The organism is Micrococcus sp. M4NT, from assembly GCF_033790745.1.
Taxonomy (GTDB): Bacteria; Actinomycetota; Actinomycetes; order Actinomycetales; family Micrococcaceae; genus Micrococcus.
Map to the genome: position 1 here is coordinate 85478 of NZ_JAMYEH010000005.1, position 16325 is coordinate 101802.

The window sequence follows — 16325 nt, forward strand, 5'->3', positions numbered from 1 at the left end:
CAGTCCTCTCGGAGAAGGGTGGGATCAGCCGAGGTCGGCGTCGGTGTGGATGACCGGGATCGACTGGGTGGAGTCCGTGCGCGGCAGCGTCTCCCCGCGGAAGTAGGCGGGGTGGCGCACGCGCGTCCAGAGCATGAGCGCCACGCCGATCAGCAGGACGCCCGTGCCCAGCACGAACACCGTACCCACTCCGAACACCGATGAGCCCGATCCGTAGTCCGGGTCCATCGAGTCCATCGCGGTGCGCAGGAACATCACCAGGAGGGTGACGCCGCCGATCAGGGGCGCGACGAGCCGGTAGAACACGGTGCGCGGGGAGGCGAACCACTCGCGGCGGAAGTACCAGACGCAGGCCAGGGCGGTGATCCCGTAGTAGAAGCAGATCATCAGGCCCAGCGCCGTGATGGTGTCCCACAGGGCGTTCTCCGAGATGAGGCGCGTGACGGCGTAGAACACGGCGGCGCACGCGGCGCAGACCCAGGTGGCCACGGAGGGGCTGCGGTGCCTGGCGCTCACGCGGGCCAGGGCCGGCGGGACCGCGTGGTAGAAGCCCATGGCCAGCAAGGTGCGGGCCGGGGCCACCATCGTGGACTGCAGGGAGGCCAGGGACGACACCAGGACGGCCATGAACATGAGGATCGCGAACGGCCCCATGATCGGTCCGCCCAGGACCGCGAAGAGCGACTCCTGGTTGTCCGGGTTTCCCGCGCCCAGCTCTCCCGTGCCGACGCCGGCCCACATGATCACGCCGAGCGCCACGAGCACGTAGATCGCGATGATGGTGACCACCGTGAGGGACCCGGCGCGCCCCGGGGTCTTCTCCGGGTCCTTGGTCTCCTCGTTCATGGTGAGGGTGACGTCCCAGCCCCAGAACAGGAAGATCGAGAGGGAGACGCCGGCCGCCACCACGGAGAAGTCGCCCACGGCGAAGGGGTTGAACCACTCCCACTGGAACGGGGTCACGTCGAAGCCGGTGCCGCTCGAGGCCTGCACGATGGCGGCGATCGCGAAGCCGCCGAGGGCCACGAGCTGGAACACCACGAGCACATACTGCAGGTTCTTGGTGGCGTCCATGCCGCGGTAGGAGATCCATGCGGCGGCCGCCAGGTAGACCAGGGTGAGCGGGATGTTGATCCACAGGTTCGTGGTGAGGTCCGCGATCTCGGGCCGGCCCGTGACCTCGGCCAGGAGCAGGAACGTGAAGTCCACGCCCACGGCGGCGAGGTTGGACAGCACGATCACGGACGCGGCCACGAGCCCCCAGCCGCCCATCCAGCCGACGTAGGGGCCGAAGGCCTGGGTGGCCCATGTGAAGGACGTGCCGGAGTCGGGGACCTTGTTGTTGAGCTCCCGATAGCCGATGGCCACCAGAAGCATCGGCAGGAAGCCGAGCAGCAGGATCGCCGGCACGAACGTGCCGACGGTGCCGATGGTCGGGCCCTTCTCGGCCACGCCCGTCTGGGCGGGTGCGCCGGGGTTCAGCAGGGAGACCTGCTGCACCTCCTTCGTGCTGGGGTAGGCGAGCTCGTGGTGGTGGCCCGGTCCGTCCGCCGCGTGGCTGCCGTCGGCGTCGTCGCGGGGGCCGCGGGCGGAGGAGCTCATGCCTGACCCTCCCGGTGCACGATGGCCTGCGCGGCAGCCTCGCCCATGCGGACGGCCCCGTCGACGTGCTGGTAGCCCTCGGCCGCGATGTCCGAGCACGCGAAGTGGATCGGCCCGACCGGCTGGTTCTGCAGGTGGCCCCAGCGGGAGAGGCCGCCGAGGTCATAGCTCGTGGCGTACGCGCCGCGGGTCCACTCCTCCGCCGCCATGTCGGAGAGGAAGAACGCCACCGGCTCCTTGGCCTTCGGGCCGAGGTACTCGGCCATCGCGGCCAGGATCTCCTCGCGGCGCTCGGCCTCGGGCAGCTCCCACATGCGCTCGGCGTGCACGTCGGAGACGAAGCCCACCATCGTGCCGAAGGAGTCCTCGATGCCCGCCTCGCCACCGGCGTCGTTGACGCCGCGGTTGGTGTTGTCGTAGAGCTCCTGGACGAGGCGGCCACCGCCGAAGCACGTGCCGGAGAGCCCCTCCTCGCGCCAGAACGGCGTCTCGTACACGGCGTGCACTTTGATCACGAGGCCCATGGAGAGGTGCTGGTGGGCCACCATCTGCCGACGCGGCAGCGGCGGGACATAGGAGATGCGCGAGTACAGGTTCGGCGGCACAGCCAGGACGGCGTAGCGGGCCTCGACCTCGAGCCCGTCGGTGACGGCCAGGACGCGGCCGGGGCCGCCGTCGTGCTCGACGCCGTTGCGCACGTCCGCGGCCACCGCGTTCTTGGCGTCCGCGGTGGCCTCGTCGGGCTCGGCCCAGTGGAGGGTGCGCACGGGCTGGCCGAGGACGACGTCGTCCCCGAGTGCCGCGGCCATCGCGCGGGACACGGACTGCATTCCGCCTTCGACACGCCGGTCCAGGATGAAGTCCTCGTCCACGAGGTTCGAGAAGGAGCCGGCGGAGGCGGCCATGAGCACGGCCTGCAGCAGCGAGAACGTGCTGGAGGGCTTGGTGAGCATGCCCGAGGCGACGTAGATCGAGACGTTGTCGATCGCGTCCTGGTCATCGCTCAGCGAGGCCAGCCACATGCGGAACGGGATGGCGTCCAGCTCAGCGGCCCGCGGATGGGCCCACGGCTCCGTGGCGCCGATCTCCGCCGCGAGCGTGTCCAGCTCGGCGATGAGTCGGTCCATCTCGGCCTGGGTCCGCGCGGAGACGGGCATGTCGCCGTCATGCACGTGACGCTCGCCGTCCGGGGAGAGGTACACGGACTTGCCCTCGCGGTACCGCTGGAACGTGGGCAGGCCCAGCTCCTCCACGAGGGAGATCAGTCGGGTCTGGTCAGGAGAGATCCACTGACCGCCGATCTCGATGAAGTGGTCGCGGCCCTGCTCGTCCTCGACGAGGCCGTTCCACGTCCGTCCGCCGACGCGCTCGCGCGCTTCGAGGACCGTGACGGACAGGCCGGCCGCCGCCGCGGTGCGGGCGGCCATGAGGCCGGCGGGGCCGGCGCCGATGACGACGACGTCGCACGTCCGGCGTGGACGAGTGAGAGAGGAACCCGACGCCCCCGCCGCGGCCTCCGGCACCGGCCGCCGTCGAGGCCGCCCCCGGCACCAGGCCGCCACGCGCGAGGGCATCGCGACGGCTGCCCTCGAGGTCGCACGGTCACACGGCTACGAGAGGCTCACGATGGCCGCGGTGGCCCGTCGCCTCGGCGTGGCGCCGAGCGCCCTGTACAACCACGTGACGGGCAAGGCGGACCTGCTCGCGCTCCTGCAGGACGAGGTCATGGGCGAGGTCGAGGTGGACGGGCTGCGCGCCGCCGTCGCCGGAGAGGTCCCCGTGCGGGAGGCCGTGCGCGACTGGGCGCACTCGTACCGGCGGGTGTTCGCCGGCCACACCCCGCTCATCCCGATGATCGCGACCCTCCCCATCGCGGGTGCCGAGCAGACGCAGCGCATGTACGACGCGGTGGCGGCGGCCCTGGGCGCCGCAGGCGTGGCCGAGACCGAGGTGCTCCCCCGCATCATCGCCCTGGAGTCGTTCATCTAGGGCTCCGCCTTCGACGTCCACGCACCGGCCCACCTCTTCGAGGTCGCCGCCGCGCCGGGAGAGCTGCCGGCGTTCCAGGCGGCGGCCGCCGCCTGCCGGCGCGGCATCGGCATCGACGGAGCCACGCGACCGACGAGGGGCCCGCCGTCGGGACGCTCGGGGTGAACCCCTACGCGGACGATCCGTTCGAGACCGGTCTCGAGCTGCTGCTGGCGGGGCTCTGAGACGACGAAGGCCCCGGTCCACGTGGACCGGGGCCTTCTCTGGTGGAGGTAAGGGGATTCGAACCCCTGACCTTCTGCATGCCATGCAGACGCGCTACCAACTGCGCCATACCCCCAAGTCAGGTGCGTTCCCACAGCGGTGAACCGCCAGAAGCACCAGGACAGCATAGCGGCCCTGGAACCTCGGCTGCAAATCGACGCCCACGGGGCAGCGCCGGCGAGCGGGCAGTCGTGCCGGTCCGGGCATTCCAGGCCGCGAGAGCCGAACGGGCGGTCTGCCCCGGGCCCCAACGACGACGAAGGCCCGGTCCTGAGGGACCGGGCCGTCGCTCTTCGGTGGAGGTAAGGGGATTCGAACCCCTGACCTTCTGCATGCCATGCAGACGCGCTACCAACTGCGCCATACCCCCGAGAGCGGGTGTTCCCCGCGACGTTCACGAATCGTTTCCGTTCCGTTCGCCTCGCTGGCAACTCGACCACTGTACACCGGCCGGGACGGAGGGACAAATCGGCCCCGGCCCCGCCCTGGATCACACGTTGTAGCCGAGCAGCTCCCACGCGCCGTCGCCTGTCGCGCGTGCAGTGCCCGCAGGATCGTGCACGCCTCCCCCGTCGAAGGATCCCTCGAGGACGGCCGCCCGCGCGTTCTCGAGGCGGGCGAGCGCGGCGAAGCGATCCCCCTCCAGGCCGAGCAGCTGCCCCACCGCGGAGCGGAGCACCGCACCGTGGGCGACCACCAGGACGGTCCGCGTCGGGTCGTCCGCCGGCCCGGCCGCGGGACCGGCCCCGCGACCGCCCGCGGCGCCGGTGGTCCATGAGGCGGGCACGTGGGCGGCGACGGCCCGGAGCACCCGGGCGCCGCCGTCGCGCAGCACCTCGCCGCCCACGGGCCCGGCGTCGAGGGACGGCACGCGCCGCCACGCTTCGTGCTCCGCCGGCCAGCGCTCGGCGATCGCGGAGAGCTCGAGGCCCTCCCACTCGCCGCCGTGCAGCTCCATGAGCTCGGGATCCAGCGCCAGGTCCACCGCGCCGACGGCGGCCTCGAGCACGATGCGGGCGGTCCGCTGCGCCCTGGACAGCGGGGAGGAGACGGCGACGAGTTCGTCGGCGTCCTGGAGGAGGTCCCCCACCGCTCCTGCGGCGGCCGAGCGGGCCTGCCGCTCGCCCACGGCGTTGAGGTCGACGTCGGTGCGGCCCTGGTACCGGTCGAGGGCGTTCCAGTCGGTCTCGCCGTGACGCAGGAGGATCAGGCGCACGGACGGCTCAGTACTGGTGGGCGGCGTCCGAGGCCTCACCGGCGGCGTCGGGCCGGGTGGCCTCCTCGGGCAGGCCCAGGTCGATGGCCGGGCTGTCCTTCCACAGGCGGTCGAGCGCGTAGAACTCGCGGTCCTCCCGGTGCTGCACGTGCACCACGAAGTGCCCGTAGTCGAGGAGCACCCAGTGCCCGTCGGAACGGCCCTCGCGGCGCAGCGGCTTGAGCTGCTCGTCCTTCAGCAGGGCCTCCTCGACGCCGTCCACGATGGCGTTGACCTGACGCTCCGAGGCGCCCGAGGCGATGAGGAACGCGTCCGTGAGGCCGAGGCGCTCGGCCACGTCCACGGCCACGACGTGCGTGGCCAGCTTCTCCGCGGCGGCCGCGGCGGCCACGGTGAGGGCGTCGAGGGTGGTCTGGGGAACGGTCACGGTGCTCCTTGAGCCTGGGGGTCGATGGCGAACGCGGGGTGCGCGTCGTCCTCGGGCTGGTAGAGCCCGTACTTGTTGATGTACTGCACCACGCCGTCGGGCACGAGGTACCAGACGGGACGGCCACGGGCCACGCGCGCGCGGCAGTCCGTGGAGGAGATGGCCATGGCCGGGATCTCCATGAGGGAGATGTCGTCCTTGAGGCCGAGGTCCGTGAGGTCGTGGCCGGGCCGGGTGACGCCCACGAAGTGCGCGAGGTCCCACAGCTCGTCCACGTTCTTCCACGTGAGGATCTGGGCGAGCACGTCGGCGCCCGTGATGAAGAAGAGCTCGGCGTCCGGGTTCAGACGACGCAGGTCGCGCAGGGTGTCCGCGGTGTAGGTGTCGCCCGGGCGGTCGATGTCCACGCGGGACACCGTGAACCGCGGGTTGGAGGCCGTGGCGACCACGGTCATGAGGTAGCGGTCCTCGGCCGGGGAGACCTTTTTGTCCGACTTCTGCCACGGCTGGCCGGTGGGCACGAAGACGACCTCGTCGAGGTCGAACTCCGCGGCCACCTCGCTGGCCGCCACGAGGTGGCCGTGGTGGATCGGGTCGAAGGTGCCGCCCATGATGCCGAGGCGGGGACGCCGTCCGGCGTCGGCGGACACGATCAGTGGCCGGCGCCGTGCGAGCCAGTGGAGCCGTGCCCGCCGTGGCGCTGCACCGTGGTGGTGGGCTCCGGGTGGCGCAGGGACACGGACCGCATGGACATGATGGCCAGCAGGGAGGCCATCAGCAGCAGGAACATGATGATCCCGTACCAGATGGCGGGAATGGGCAGCTCGTGGACCACGTGGTGGCCCTCCGCGGCGGCCAGGATCAGTGCGCTGTTCAGCATGGGTGCTCCTCGGTGCGTGGGTGCGACGGCCGGGTCCATGCCCCGGCCAGGGTGTGCCTCAGTCCATCCTAGCGGCGGTCAGCGCCGGATCTGGCCGTCGCCGCGCAGGATCCACTTGGTGGTGGTCAGCTCCTCGAGGCCCATGGGTCCGCGGGCGTGCATCTTCTGCGTGGAGATGCCGACCTCCGCGCCGAGGCCGAGCTCGCCGCCGTCGGTGAACCGGGTGGAGGCGTTGACGATCACGGCGGCCGCGTCGATCTCCGTCACGAAGCGGTCCGCGTTCGCGAGGTCGTTGGTGACGATGGCCTCGGTGTGCCCCGTGGACCAGCGGCGGATGTGCTCCATGGCCTCGTCCAGGGAGCCCACCGTCTTCACGGCCATCTCCATGTCCAGGTACTCGCGGCCCCAGTCCTCCTCGGTGGCGTCCAGGGCCGTGCGCGCGGCCGGCCCGCTGTCCGCGGCGTCCGGCAGCCAGGCGCGGGCCCCGGCGTCCACGTGCAGCAGCACCCCGGCACGCGTGAGGGCGCGCAGCACCTCGCGGCCCGCCGCCTCGGCGTCCTGGTGCAGCAGCAGGGTCTCGGCGGCGTTGCACACGGAGGTGCGGTGCGTCTTGGCGTTCAGGGCGATGTCCGCCGCCATCTCGACGGGCGCGGAGGCGTCGATGTAGAGGTGCACGTTGCCCTCACCGGTCTCGATGACGGGGACGCGCGACTCGCGGACCACGCGCTGGATCAGCTCCCGGCCGCCGCGCGGGATGAGCACGTCCACGGAGCCGTGTGCCTCCATGAGGGCGGCGACGCCGGGCCGGCCCAGGTCGTCGATCCCCTGGATGAGGTTGGGGTCGAACCCCTGGGCGCCGACCGCCTCCCGCAGGACCTGGACCAGGACGGTGTTCGTGCGCTCCGCGGCGGAGCCGCCCCGCAGGATCACGGCGTTGCCGGACTTCAGCGCGATGCCGGCGATGTCCACGGTGACGTTGGGACGCGCCTCGTAGACGGCGCCCACGACGCCGAGGGGCACGCGCACCTGCTGCATGCGGACGCTGTTGGGCAGGCTGCGGCCGCGCACGACCACGCCCACGGGATCGGGCAGCGCGGCGAGGTCCTCCAGAGCGACGGCGAGGCCCTCCAGGCGGTCGTCGTCGAGGGTGAGGCGGTCCAGAAGGGCCGCCGTCGTGCCGGTGGCCTTCCCGCGCTCCACGTCCTCCGCGTTGGCCGCCAGGATGGCTGGGCCGTTCGCGCGCAGGGCGGAGGCGAGGGCCAGGAGCATCTCGTCCTTGCGGGCACGGCCGGCGCGGGCGAGCTCGCCGCACGCGGCCCGCGCCCACGCGGACCGGCTGCGGATCGCCTCCACGACGTCGGGGGCGGGCTGCTGCTGGGCGTTCTGCTCCGTGTCCATGACCGCCACCCTAGCGAACGGGGCGGCGGGCACGCAGGGCGCGGCTCGCGCTCAGCTGTAGGCCGCGTGCGAGGGGGCGAGCCGGACCCAGTCGTCCGCGTGGACCACGACGCCGTCGTAGCCCGCGCCGAGCTCCTCCTTCAGGACGGCCGTGGAGCGGCCGAGCATGTGCGGCAGCTGGGACGCGGAGTACTGGACGAGGCCGCGGGCCCGCACCCGGCCGTCCTGATCCGCGATCTCGACGACGTCGCCGGCCGTGAACTGCCCGGAGACGTCCGTGATGCCGGCGGCCAGGAGCGAGCGCCCGCGGTCGATCGCGCCGGCGACCGCGCCGTCGTCGATGGTGAGGCGGCCCCGGACCTCGGCCGTGAGGCCGAGCCACGCGGCGCGGGCCGAGCGCCGCCGGCCGGCCACCTCGAACCACGTGCCCACGTCCTCCCCCGCGAAGGCGGCGGCGGCGTTGGGCGCCGAGGTCAGCAGCGTGGGGATGCCCGTGGTGGCCGCGATGCCGGCGGCGTCCACCTTGGTGACCATGCCGCCCGTGCCGACGCCGGCGGAGCCCGGGGTGCGCACGTCCACGCCCGCGAGGTCCTCGTCCGAGGAGACGGTGGCGATCCGCCGCGAGTCCGGCAGCGACGGGTGCCCCGTGTACAGCGCGTCCACGTCCGAGAGGAGGACGAGCAGGTCCGCCTTCACGAGGTTGGCGGTGAGGGCGGCGAGGCGGTCGTTGTCGCCGAAGCGGATCTCGCGGGTGGCCACCGCGTCGTTCTCGTTGACGATCGGCATGACGTCCATCGTGAGCAGGCGGGCCAGCGAGCGGTGCGCGTTGATGTACTGGCCGCGGCGCATGAGCTCCTCCGCCGTGAGCAGCACCTGGCCCACGGTGGTGGCGTGCCGGGCGAAGCTCTGGGAGTAGTGGGCCATGAGGCTCCCCTGGCCCACCGAGGCGGCCGCCTGCTGCGTGGCCGTGTCCTTGGGGCGGCGGGTGAGACCCAGCTGCGGGAAGCCCGCCGCGATCGCGCCCGAGGAGACCAGCACCACCTGCGTGCCGCGGGAGCGCAGGTCCGCGACCACGTCCACGAGCGCATCGATCGCCTCGGTGTTCAGGCCGGTCGGCGTGGTGAGGGAGGACGAGCCGATCTTGATGACCACGCGCCGCGCGGCCGGCAGGGTCTCCCGCGTGGTCACGGGGTTGGCCTTGGGGTCCTCCGGCCCGCCCGTGGCGGGAGTGGCGTAGCGGGTGACGACGGTGCGGCGTGCAGACATGGGTCAGTCCTCTCGGTCGGGGTCCTCGGTCTCGTCCACGGTCCAGAGGCCGGTGCGCCGCTCCGCCTCCATCTCGGCCCGCGTGGCGGCACGGGCGGCCCGACGCTGGTCCTGCTCGGCACGCTTCTCCGCGCGGGTGGCGCGGCTGCGCTCGTCGAGGCGGAGGTCGGTGCCGCGCGGGCCGGCGAGGAGCTCGGCGCCGGCGGACAGGGTGGGCTCCCAGTCGAAGAGCACACCGGACTCGTCGTCGCCGATCACCACGGCGTCGCCCGGGGTCGCGCCGGCCTTGAACAGGCCGTCCTCGACGCCGAGGCGCTGCAGCCGGTCCGCGAGGTAGCCCACGGCCTCGTCGTTGACGAAGTCGGTCTGGGCGACCCACTTCTCCGGCTTCTCGCCGCGCACGCGGAACAGGGGCTTGAGGTTGCGCTCCTCGCGGACCACGGTGAACTCCCCGCGCTCGCCCTTGCGGTGGAAGCGGCGGGGCACCTCGACGGGCGCGGGCGCCTCCGGCTCGGGGACCCGCTCGCGGGCCTGCGTGACCAGGTCGGCCATGGCGTACTTGAGGGCCTCCAGGCCCTCGCGGGCCAGCGCGGAGATGTCGAAGACCCGCAGGCCGCGGCCCTCGAGCTCGGCGCGGACCATGTCCGCCATCTCGGCACCGTCCGGCAGGTCGGTCTTGTTCAGCGCCACGAGGCGGGGGCGCTCGTTGAGCGGCACCACGCCGTCGCCGCCCTGGGAGAAGACGGGCTCCACGGCGTACGCCTCGAGCTCGGCCTCGATGGCCTCGAAGTCGGCGATCGGGTCGCGGTCCGGCTCGATCGTGCCGCAGTCCAGCACGTGCACGAGCGCGGCGCAGCGCTCCACGTGGCGCAGGAACTCGAGGCCGAGGCCGCGGCCCTCGGAGGCTCCGGGGATGAGGCCCGGCACGTCCGCCACGGTGTAGCGGACCTCCCCGGCCTGCACAACGCCGAGGTTCGGCACGAGCGTGGTGAAGGGGTAGTCCGCGATCTTGGGGCGCGCCGCCGAGATCGCCGCGATGAGCGAGGACTTGCCCGCGGAGGGGAACCCGACCAGGGCGATGTCCGCGACCGTCTTGATCTCGAGCGAGAGCTCGCGGCTCTCCCCCGGCAGGCCGAGGAGCGCGAAGCCCGGGGCCTTGCGCTTGACGGAGGCCAGCGCCGCGTTGCCGAGCCCACCCTGACCGCCCGCCGCGGCCACGTAGGTGGCACCCTCCCCCACGAGGTCCGCCACGATGTTCCCGTTCTCGTCCTTCACCACGGTGCCGTCCGGCACGGGCAGCACGAGGGACGTGCCGTCCTTGCCCGCCCGGTGGTCGCCCATGCCGGGCTGGCCGTTCTCCGCGGAGCGGTGCGGGGCGTGGTGGTAGTTGAGCAGGGTGGTGGTCTGCGAGTCCACCACGAGGGTGATGTCGCCGCCGTCGCCACCCTTGCCGCCGTCGGGACCGCCGAGGGGCTTGAACTTCTCACGGTGCACGGACACGCACCCGTGCCCGCCGTTGCCGGCGGTGAGGTGGAGGACGACGCGGTCCACGAAGGCTGCCATGGGGAGGATCCTGACGGTGGGAGAGAAGGGGTGAGACGACGACGGCGGGAGCGGGTCCTGAGAACAGTGACCCGCCCCCGCCGGGGCGTCAAGCCGCGCGGACCGCCTCCGGGTGGGAGGCGTGGCCCGCGCTCAGGCCGCGAGTGGGATCACTCGGCGGCGGCGACCACGTCCACGACCTTGCGGCCGCGGCGCTGACCGAAGGACACGGAGCCGGCCGACAGCGCGAAGAGCGTGTCGTCCTTGCCGCGGCCCACGTTCTGGCCCGGGTGGAACTTGGTGCCGCGCTGGCGGACGATGATCTCGCCGGCGTTGACGTCCTCGCCGCCGTAGCGCTTGACGCCGAGGTACTGGGGATTCGAGTCGCGGCCGTTCTTGGAGGAACTGCCGGCCTTCTTATGTGCCATTGCTGTTGCCTAACCTCTCGGATGCTCGGGGTGCGCGAAGCCGGTGACGGCTCAGGCGATCCCGGTGATCTTGACCGTGGACAGCTCAGAGCGGTGGCCCTGGCGCTTCTTGTAGCCGGTCTTGTTCTTGTACTTCTGGATGACGATCTTCTTGCCGCGGGAGTGGGAGACCACCTCGGCGGTCACCTTCACACCGGCGGCGTCGGCGCCTGCCGTGACCTTCTCCCCGTCCACCAGCATCAGAGCGGGCAGCTCGACGGAGCCACCGGTCTCAGCGGGGACGCGGTCAAGGGTAACGAGGTCTCCGACGGAAACCTTCTCCTGGCGGCCGCCAGCGCGGACAATCGCGTACACCACTTGGGACTCACTTCTCTCGACGTTTCAATGGATTCGGCTGTAGTTCTCACACCCGTACCTCGACCGCAGCGTGCGCCCGGGTACGACGGTCCCTCACCGGGACATGCAGGAGCGTGCGGGCGGTGAACACCGATTGTTCATCATACTGCGTCCCTCGCACCCGCACCAATCGCGACACGCTCGGCGCGTCGCGCCCCCGAGAGGGGCGACGCGCCGAGCGGCGGCCCGTCAGCGTCGGGCCAGGTCCGCGGCCTTCACGCCCACGCCCAGCATGACCGGGGCCGGGGCCTCCGCGGCGGTGCGCTCGGTCGACGCAGCGGCGGCCGAGGCGGTGAAGCGGCTCCCGGTGGCGGCGGCCGAGGCGTCCTGCACCTCCACCTGGACGCCGTCCGAGGAGACGGCACGCCGCGAACGACGGCGGGCCGGACGCTCGGCGGCGGGCGCAGCGGGCGCAGCGGGCTCGGGCACGGGCACGACGGCCAGCTCGGGCACGACGGGCTCGGGCGCCTGGGCAGGTGCCTGCTCGGCGACCGGCTCGGGCGCCTCCGCGCCGCGGCGCTCGAGGGCATCCTCCAGGCTCTTCAGCTCTGCGGCGGGACGCACGGCACCGTCGCTCGAGGCCCGGCGGGACCGCCGACGACGCGGCACGGGGACGTCCTCGCCGTCGAACGTGATGACCCCGGAGACCTCACGAGCGGCCTCGGAGGGGGCGTCGGGGGCCGGTGCGGCCTGAGCCGGGGCAGCCGTCTCCGGCTCCTCCGAGGTGTCCGTGACCGCCGAGGCCTCGGCCTCGGTCTGCTCGGGATCCTGGGGAGCCCGCGGCGCCTCCGGGGCGGAGCGGTCGGCGTCCGCGCGGCGCGAACGCCCGCGCCCGCCACGACGACGGCGGCCTCCGGAACGGCCCTCACCCTCCTCCTCGGCGGCGGGGGCCTCCGGGGCCCCCGCCTGGACGGGCTCTGCGGCAGGCTCCGACTCGACGGGCTCGGCCTGGGCGGGCACGCCGCCGGCCGGCTGGACGTCCGCCGTCGTCGCGGACTCCTGCTCCGGGGCGGCCTCGCGGGCGTCCCGGCCGGAGTCGGTGCGCTCGTCGCCGGACGGGCGGGAGCCGTCGTCGCCCCCGCGGCCGCGGCGGCCTCCACGGCGCCGACGGCGGCGGCCGCCGTTCTCCTCGTCGCCCTCGGTCTCGGCGTCGGCGCTGTCGCGCTCGGGCCGGGTGCCGCGGTCCGACTCGGCCGGCGCGGACTCCTCGTCCTCCGGCTCCTGCCCTCGCTGGTCGTCGGAGGCCGGGGCGGCATCGGAGGCGGCCTCGACGGGGGCCTGCTCGATCTTGCCGGACGCCTTGGCGATGGAGTGGAGGGCGGCGCGGGCGGCGGCCGCCCGCTCGCGGCGCTGACGGGCCTCGTCCGAGGCCTCCTCATCGGGCTCGCCCGTGGTCGACTCGTCGTGCGGCGCGTCCACGTCGGAGCCGCGACGGCGCTTGCGTCGTCGGCCCTCGCCCTCGGAGCGCGGCTCCGCCTGGACGCGGCCCTTCTCGACCGGCGCGTCGTGGATGAGGATGCCGCGGCCGGCGCAGTGCTCACAGGTCTCGGAGAACACCTCGACGAGGCCGGTGCCCATGCGCTTGCGCGTCATCTGCACGAGGCCGAGCGAGGTGACCTCGGCCACCTGGTGCTTGGTGCGGTCACGGCCGAGGCACTCGACGAGGCGGCGCAGGACCAGGTCCCGGTTGCCCTCGAGCACCATGTCGATGAAGTCGATGACGATGATGCCGCCGATGTCCCGCAGACGCAGCTGGCGGACGATCTCCTCGGCCGCCTCGAGGTTGTTCTTGGTGACGGTCTCCTCGAGGTTGCCGCCCGAGCCCGTGAACTTCCCGGTGTTGACGTCCACCACCGTCATGGCCTCGGTGCGGTCGATCACGAGCGAGCCGCCGGAGGGCAGGTAGACCTTGCGGTCCAGGGCCTTGTGGAGCTGCTCGTCCACGCGGTGCGTGGCGTACAGGTCCTCGCCCTCGAGGTCCTCGGGGACCCAGTGGTGGAGGCGGTCCAGCAGGTGCGGGGCCACGTAGGTCACGTAGGCCTCGATGTTGTCCCAGGTCTGCTCGCCCTGGACGATCATCGCCGAGAAGTCCTCGTTGAAGACGTCGCGGACGGTCTTGATGGTCAGGTCCGGCTCGGCGTACAGCAGCTCGGGCGCCAGCACCTTGCCGGCGGAGGCCCGGCCCTCGATGCCCTCCCACTGCGCGCGGAGGCGGTTGATGTCGTTCTGCAGCTCCTCCTCGGAGGTGCCCTCCGCGGCCGTGCGCACGATCACGCCCGCGTCCTGCGGGAGGTGGTCCTTGAGGATCTTCTTCAGGCGGGCGCGCTCCACGTCGGGGAGCTTGCGGGAGATGCCGGTCATGGAGCCGCCGGGCACGTACACGAGGTAGCGGCCGGGCAGGGAGATCTGGCTCGTCAGGCGGGCGCCCTTGTGCCCCACCGGGTCCTTGGTGACCTGCACCAGGACGGTGTCCCCGGACTTGAGCGCGTTCTCGATCTTCTTCGGCCTGCCGTCCAGCTGCGCGGCGTCCCAGTTGACCTCGCCCGCATACAGCACGGCATTGCGGCCGCGGCCGATGTCCACGAACGCGGCCTCCATCGAGGGCAGCACGTTCTGCACCTTGCCGAGGTACACGTTGCCGATCATCGAGTCCTGGGTCGTGTTGGAGACGAAGTGCTCCGCGAGCACGCCGTCCTCGAGCACGGCGATCTGGATGCGGCTGTCCCGCTGGCGCACGAGCATCTTGCGGTCCACGGACTCGCGGCGGGCCAGGAACTCGGCCTCGGTGATCACGGTGCGGCGGCGGCCGCCCGAGCGGGAGTCCCGGCGGCGCTGGCGCTTGGCCTCCAGGCGGGTCGAGCCCTTGACGCCCTGGACGGTGTCCGAGCGCGTGGCCTCGGCCGCGGCGGCGCGGGGGGCGCGCACCCGGGTCACGGTGTGCTCCGGGTCGCCGTCCTCACCGCCGTCCAGCTCCATGTCGACGGCGCCGCGGCGGCGCTTGCGACGGCGGCGGGAGACGGCCGGGCGGTCCCCGCGATCCTCGGACTCGTCACGGTCGTCCTGGTCGTGGTCCTCGTGGCCGCGGTCCTCGTCGTCGTCCGCCGCGTGCTGCGGACGCGCGGGACGCGTCCGCAGCACCTCCATCACGTTCTCGGGGACCGCGAAGGGGTCACGGGGATCGAACAGGACGGTCTCGCCCGACACGGGCTGGGATGCGGAGCGTTCGTCCGCGGGGGTCTGGTTCTCATTGGCCGCCATGGCAGCACCTCCCGCCGCCCGTCGGCGCCACACGCACCGCCGGCACGGCGTGTCACGGACCGCGCCCCGGCCGCGTTGCCCCGCGGGCGCTCGCGCGCCCGGGGTGCGCCGGGAGGCGGTCACCGAGAGAAGTCGTCTGGTGAACGGGTCCGGGGCCCCGGGAGGGGTCCTGGGCCTGAACCGCTGTGTGCGCCGAACCGGGCCTGCTCGATGGCTGGTTCGCCGATCGGCGCAGGGGCGGCATCGGATCGACCGAGCCGACCTCGGCACGGGGACACTCCCCGCGGCCGACGCGACGGCGGCGGCCCGTCGTCGGGCGCACAGCGGGACGGCCCGTGGTGTGGGCACGGGACGGCCGAGCCGATTCTCTCACACCGGCGCGGAACTAGACTCGGGACATGCCTGGTTCCTCCACCCGCGGCGCCCTCGACGCCCCCACCGCGTCCGCCTCCCCCCACGCCGACCGCGACCTCGCCCTACCCTGGTACGCCCGCACCCGGGGAACCGCGTGGATGCTGCTGGTCACGTCGCTCATCGCGATGGCGGCGACCGTCGTCATCATCATCGAGCGCTCCATCCTGGCCGCGGACCCGACCCACCGCACGAGCTGCGACCTGAACCCGTGGGTCTCGTGCGGGCAGGTCATGCAGTCCTGGCAGGCGCAGACGTTCGGCTTCCCCAACACGTTCATCGGCGTCGTGGCCTTCTCCGTACTCATCACCGTCGCCATGTCGCTGTTCGCCGGCGCTCGCTTCGCGCGCTGGTACTGGCTGCTGATGAACGCGTGCATCCTGGCCGGCTTCGCCTTCTGCGTGTGGCTCTGGCACTCGGCCGTGTACGACATCGGGACCCTCTGCCTCTACTGCATGGTGGTCTGGACCATGGTGACCATCCAGCTCGGGCTGATCACGTCGCGCACCATCCAGACGGGCGCCCTCGGGAGCGGCTCGCCGCGCGCCGCGGCCCTCGCCCGGGACCTCACGTGGCCGTTCATCGTGCTCGTCCTCCTCGGCGTCGCGTGTGCAGGAGGCGTGAGGGAGCCGGGAGGACCGGCGGTCTCCTCGATCGCGCCCGGGGACGAGTCGGGCTGCCTCGCCGTGAGTCCTGGCTCCCGTCGCTGCCGTGGGGCTGTGCTTCTGGGCTCGTGTGCTTCCGACGATCGGCCGGGCTGTGGGATCAGCCGAACCAGATGGCCAGCTCGCGCTCCGCGGAGAGCGTGGAGTCCGAGCCGTGCACGAGGTTCTTCTGCACGCCCGCGCCCCAGTCGCGGCCGAGGTCGCCGCGGATGGTGCCGGGTGCGGCCACCGTGGGGTCGGTCTTGCCGGCCAGAGCGCGGAAGCCCTCGATCACGCGGTCGCCGCCGAGGCGGATCGCCACGACCGGCCCGGAGCCCATGAACTCGACGAGCGGCTCGAAGAACGGCTTGCCCTCATGCTCCTCGTAGTGCTTCTCCAGCATGCCGCGGGTGGCCGTGACCATCTTCAGGTCCACGATCGTGTAGCCCTTGCGCTCGATCCGGGCGATGATCTCGCCCACGAGGTTGCGCTGCACGCCATCGGGCTTGACGAGCACGAGGGTCTCTTCGGGGTGACGGGTCATGGTCGGCTCCTTCAGGGGTGGACGAGCTCGGTCTCCTCTCACCCTAGTGGGCGGCGCGCC

General features: G+C 72.7%; 14 protein-coding genes, 2 tRNA genes and 1 pseudogene. 2 read left to right on the top strand and 15 right to left on the bottom strand.

From position 1 onward, the window contains the following. Positions 1 to 24: 24 nt before the first annotated feature. Positions 25 to 1602 (bottom strand): APC family permease, encoded by a 1578-nt coding sequence (locus NJC10_RS04710; RefSeq protein WP_319074912.1) that lies wholly within the window; start codon positions 1600 to 1602, stop codon positions 25 to 27. Next, positions 1599 to 3125, bottom strand: coding sequence for a flavin monoamine oxidase family protein (locus NJC10_RS04715; RefSeq protein WP_319074913.1), 1527 nt, complete (start codon positions 3123 to 3125; stop codon positions 1599 to 1601). The genes NJC10_RS04710 and NJC10_RS04715 overlap by 4 nt, the downstream gene beginning before the upstream one ends. Here NJC10_RS04715 and NJC10_RS04720 point away from each other — a divergent pair. Continuing rightward, complete coding sequence (locus NJC10_RS04720) at positions 3085 to 3591, top strand: helix-turn-helix domain-containing protein (RefSeq protein WP_319074914.1); 507 nt, start codon at positions 3085 to 3087, stop codon at positions 3589 to 3591. The two genes, NJC10_RS04715 and NJC10_RS04720, sit on opposite strands and share 41 nt — an antisense overlap. Before the next feature lie 264 nt (positions 3592 to 3855). Here NJC10_RS04720 and NJC10_RS04725 read toward each other — a convergent pair. The 12 genes from NJC10_RS04725 to NJC10_RS04780 all read right to left on the bottom strand — a co-directional run bounded on the left by NJC10_RS04725 (position 3856) and on the right by NJC10_RS04780 (position 15014). Further along, positions 3856 to 3931, bottom strand: a tRNA-Ala gene (locus NJC10_RS04725). 221 nt (positions 3932 to 4152) lie between these two features. Continuing rightward, positions 4153 to 4225 (bottom strand) — tRNA-Ala (locus NJC10_RS04730). A 120-nt stretch (positions 4226 to 4345) separates the two neighbouring features. Next, positions 4346 to 5071 (bottom strand): histidine phosphatase family protein, encoded by a 726-nt coding sequence (locus tag NJC10_RS04735; RefSeq protein WP_319074915.1) that lies wholly within the window; start codon positions 5069 to 5071, stop codon positions 4346 to 4348. A gap of 7 nt (positions 5072 to 5078) precedes the next feature. Next, the gene (gene rsfS, locus NJC10_RS04740) at positions 5079 to 5498 is read right to left on the bottom strand and encodes a ribosome silencing factor (protein WP_248114941.1); all 420 of its coding nucleotides are present in this window, start codon (positions 5496 to 5498) and stop codon (positions 5079 to 5081) included. Beyond that, a complete protein-coding gene (nadD, locus tag NJC10_RS04745; protein ID WP_319074916.1) occupies positions 5495 to 6148 on the bottom strand; it encodes a nicotinate-nucleotide adenylyltransferase in 654 nt (217 codons plus the stop codon). Before nadD ends, rsfS begins: the two co-directional genes overlap by 4 nt. Positions 6149 to 6150: 2 nt before the next feature. After that, positions 6151 to 6378, bottom strand: coding sequence for a hypothetical protein (locus tag NJC10_RS04750; RefSeq protein ID WP_248114942.1), 228 nt, complete (start codon positions 6376 to 6378; stop codon positions 6151 to 6153). A 78-nt stretch (positions 6379 to 6456) separates the two neighbouring features. Next, on the bottom strand, positions 6457 to 7776 hold the full coding sequence (locus NJC10_RS04755) for a glutamate-5-semialdehyde dehydrogenase (protein ID WP_319074919.1): 1320 nt from the start codon (positions 7774 to 7776) through the stop codon (positions 6457 to 6459). Positions 7777 to 7827: 51 nt separating this feature from the next. Beyond that, on the bottom strand, positions 7828 to 9042 hold the full coding sequence (gene proB / locus NJC10_RS04760; RefSeq protein ID WP_319074921.1) for a glutamate 5-kinase: 1215 nt from the start codon (positions 9040 to 9042) through the stop codon (positions 7828 to 7830). A 3-nt stretch (positions 9043 to 9045) separates the two neighbouring features. Next, a complete protein-coding gene (gene obgE, locus NJC10_RS04765; protein ID WP_298713436.1) occupies positions 9046 to 10605 on the bottom strand; it encodes a GTPase ObgE in 1560 nt (519 codons plus the stop codon). 149 nt (positions 10606 to 10754) lie between these two features. Continuing rightward, positions 10755 to 11012: a 50S ribosomal protein L27 gene (gene rpmA, locus NJC10_RS04770; protein ID WP_319074922.1), complete on the bottom strand. Its 258-nt coding sequence runs from the start codon at positions 11010 to 11012 to the stop codon at positions 10755 to 10757. Positions 11013 to 11063: 51 nt separating this feature from the next. Further along, positions 11064 to 11369: a 50S ribosomal protein L21 gene (gene rplU / locus NJC10_RS04775; RefSeq protein WP_248114951.1), complete on the bottom strand. Its 306-nt coding sequence runs from the start codon at positions 11367 to 11369 to the stop codon at positions 11064 to 11066. A gap of 228 nt (positions 11370 to 11597) precedes the next feature. Beyond that, positions 11598 to 15014: an Rne/Rng family ribonuclease gene (locus NJC10_RS04780; RefSeq protein ID WP_413466391.1), complete on the bottom strand. Its 3417-nt coding sequence runs from the start codon at positions 15012 to 15014 to the stop codon at positions 11598 to 11600. Positions 15015 to 15205: 191 nt separating this feature from the next. Between NJC10_RS04780 and NJC10_RS04785 the strand changes: the two are divergent. Beyond that, a pseudogene (locus NJC10_RS04785) lies at positions 15206 to 15511 on the top strand (vitamin K epoxide reductase family protein); the annotation flags it as partial. Between the two features lie 331 nt (positions 15512 to 15842). On the opposite strand, the gene ndk reads toward NJC10_RS04785, so the two are convergent. Further along, on the bottom strand, positions 15843 to 16265 hold the full coding sequence (gene ndk / locus NJC10_RS04790) for a nucleoside-diphosphate kinase (RefSeq protein WP_319074925.1): 423 nt from the start codon (positions 16263 to 16265) through the stop codon (positions 15843 to 15845). Between the last annotated feature and the right edge of the window lie 60 nt (positions 16266 to 16325).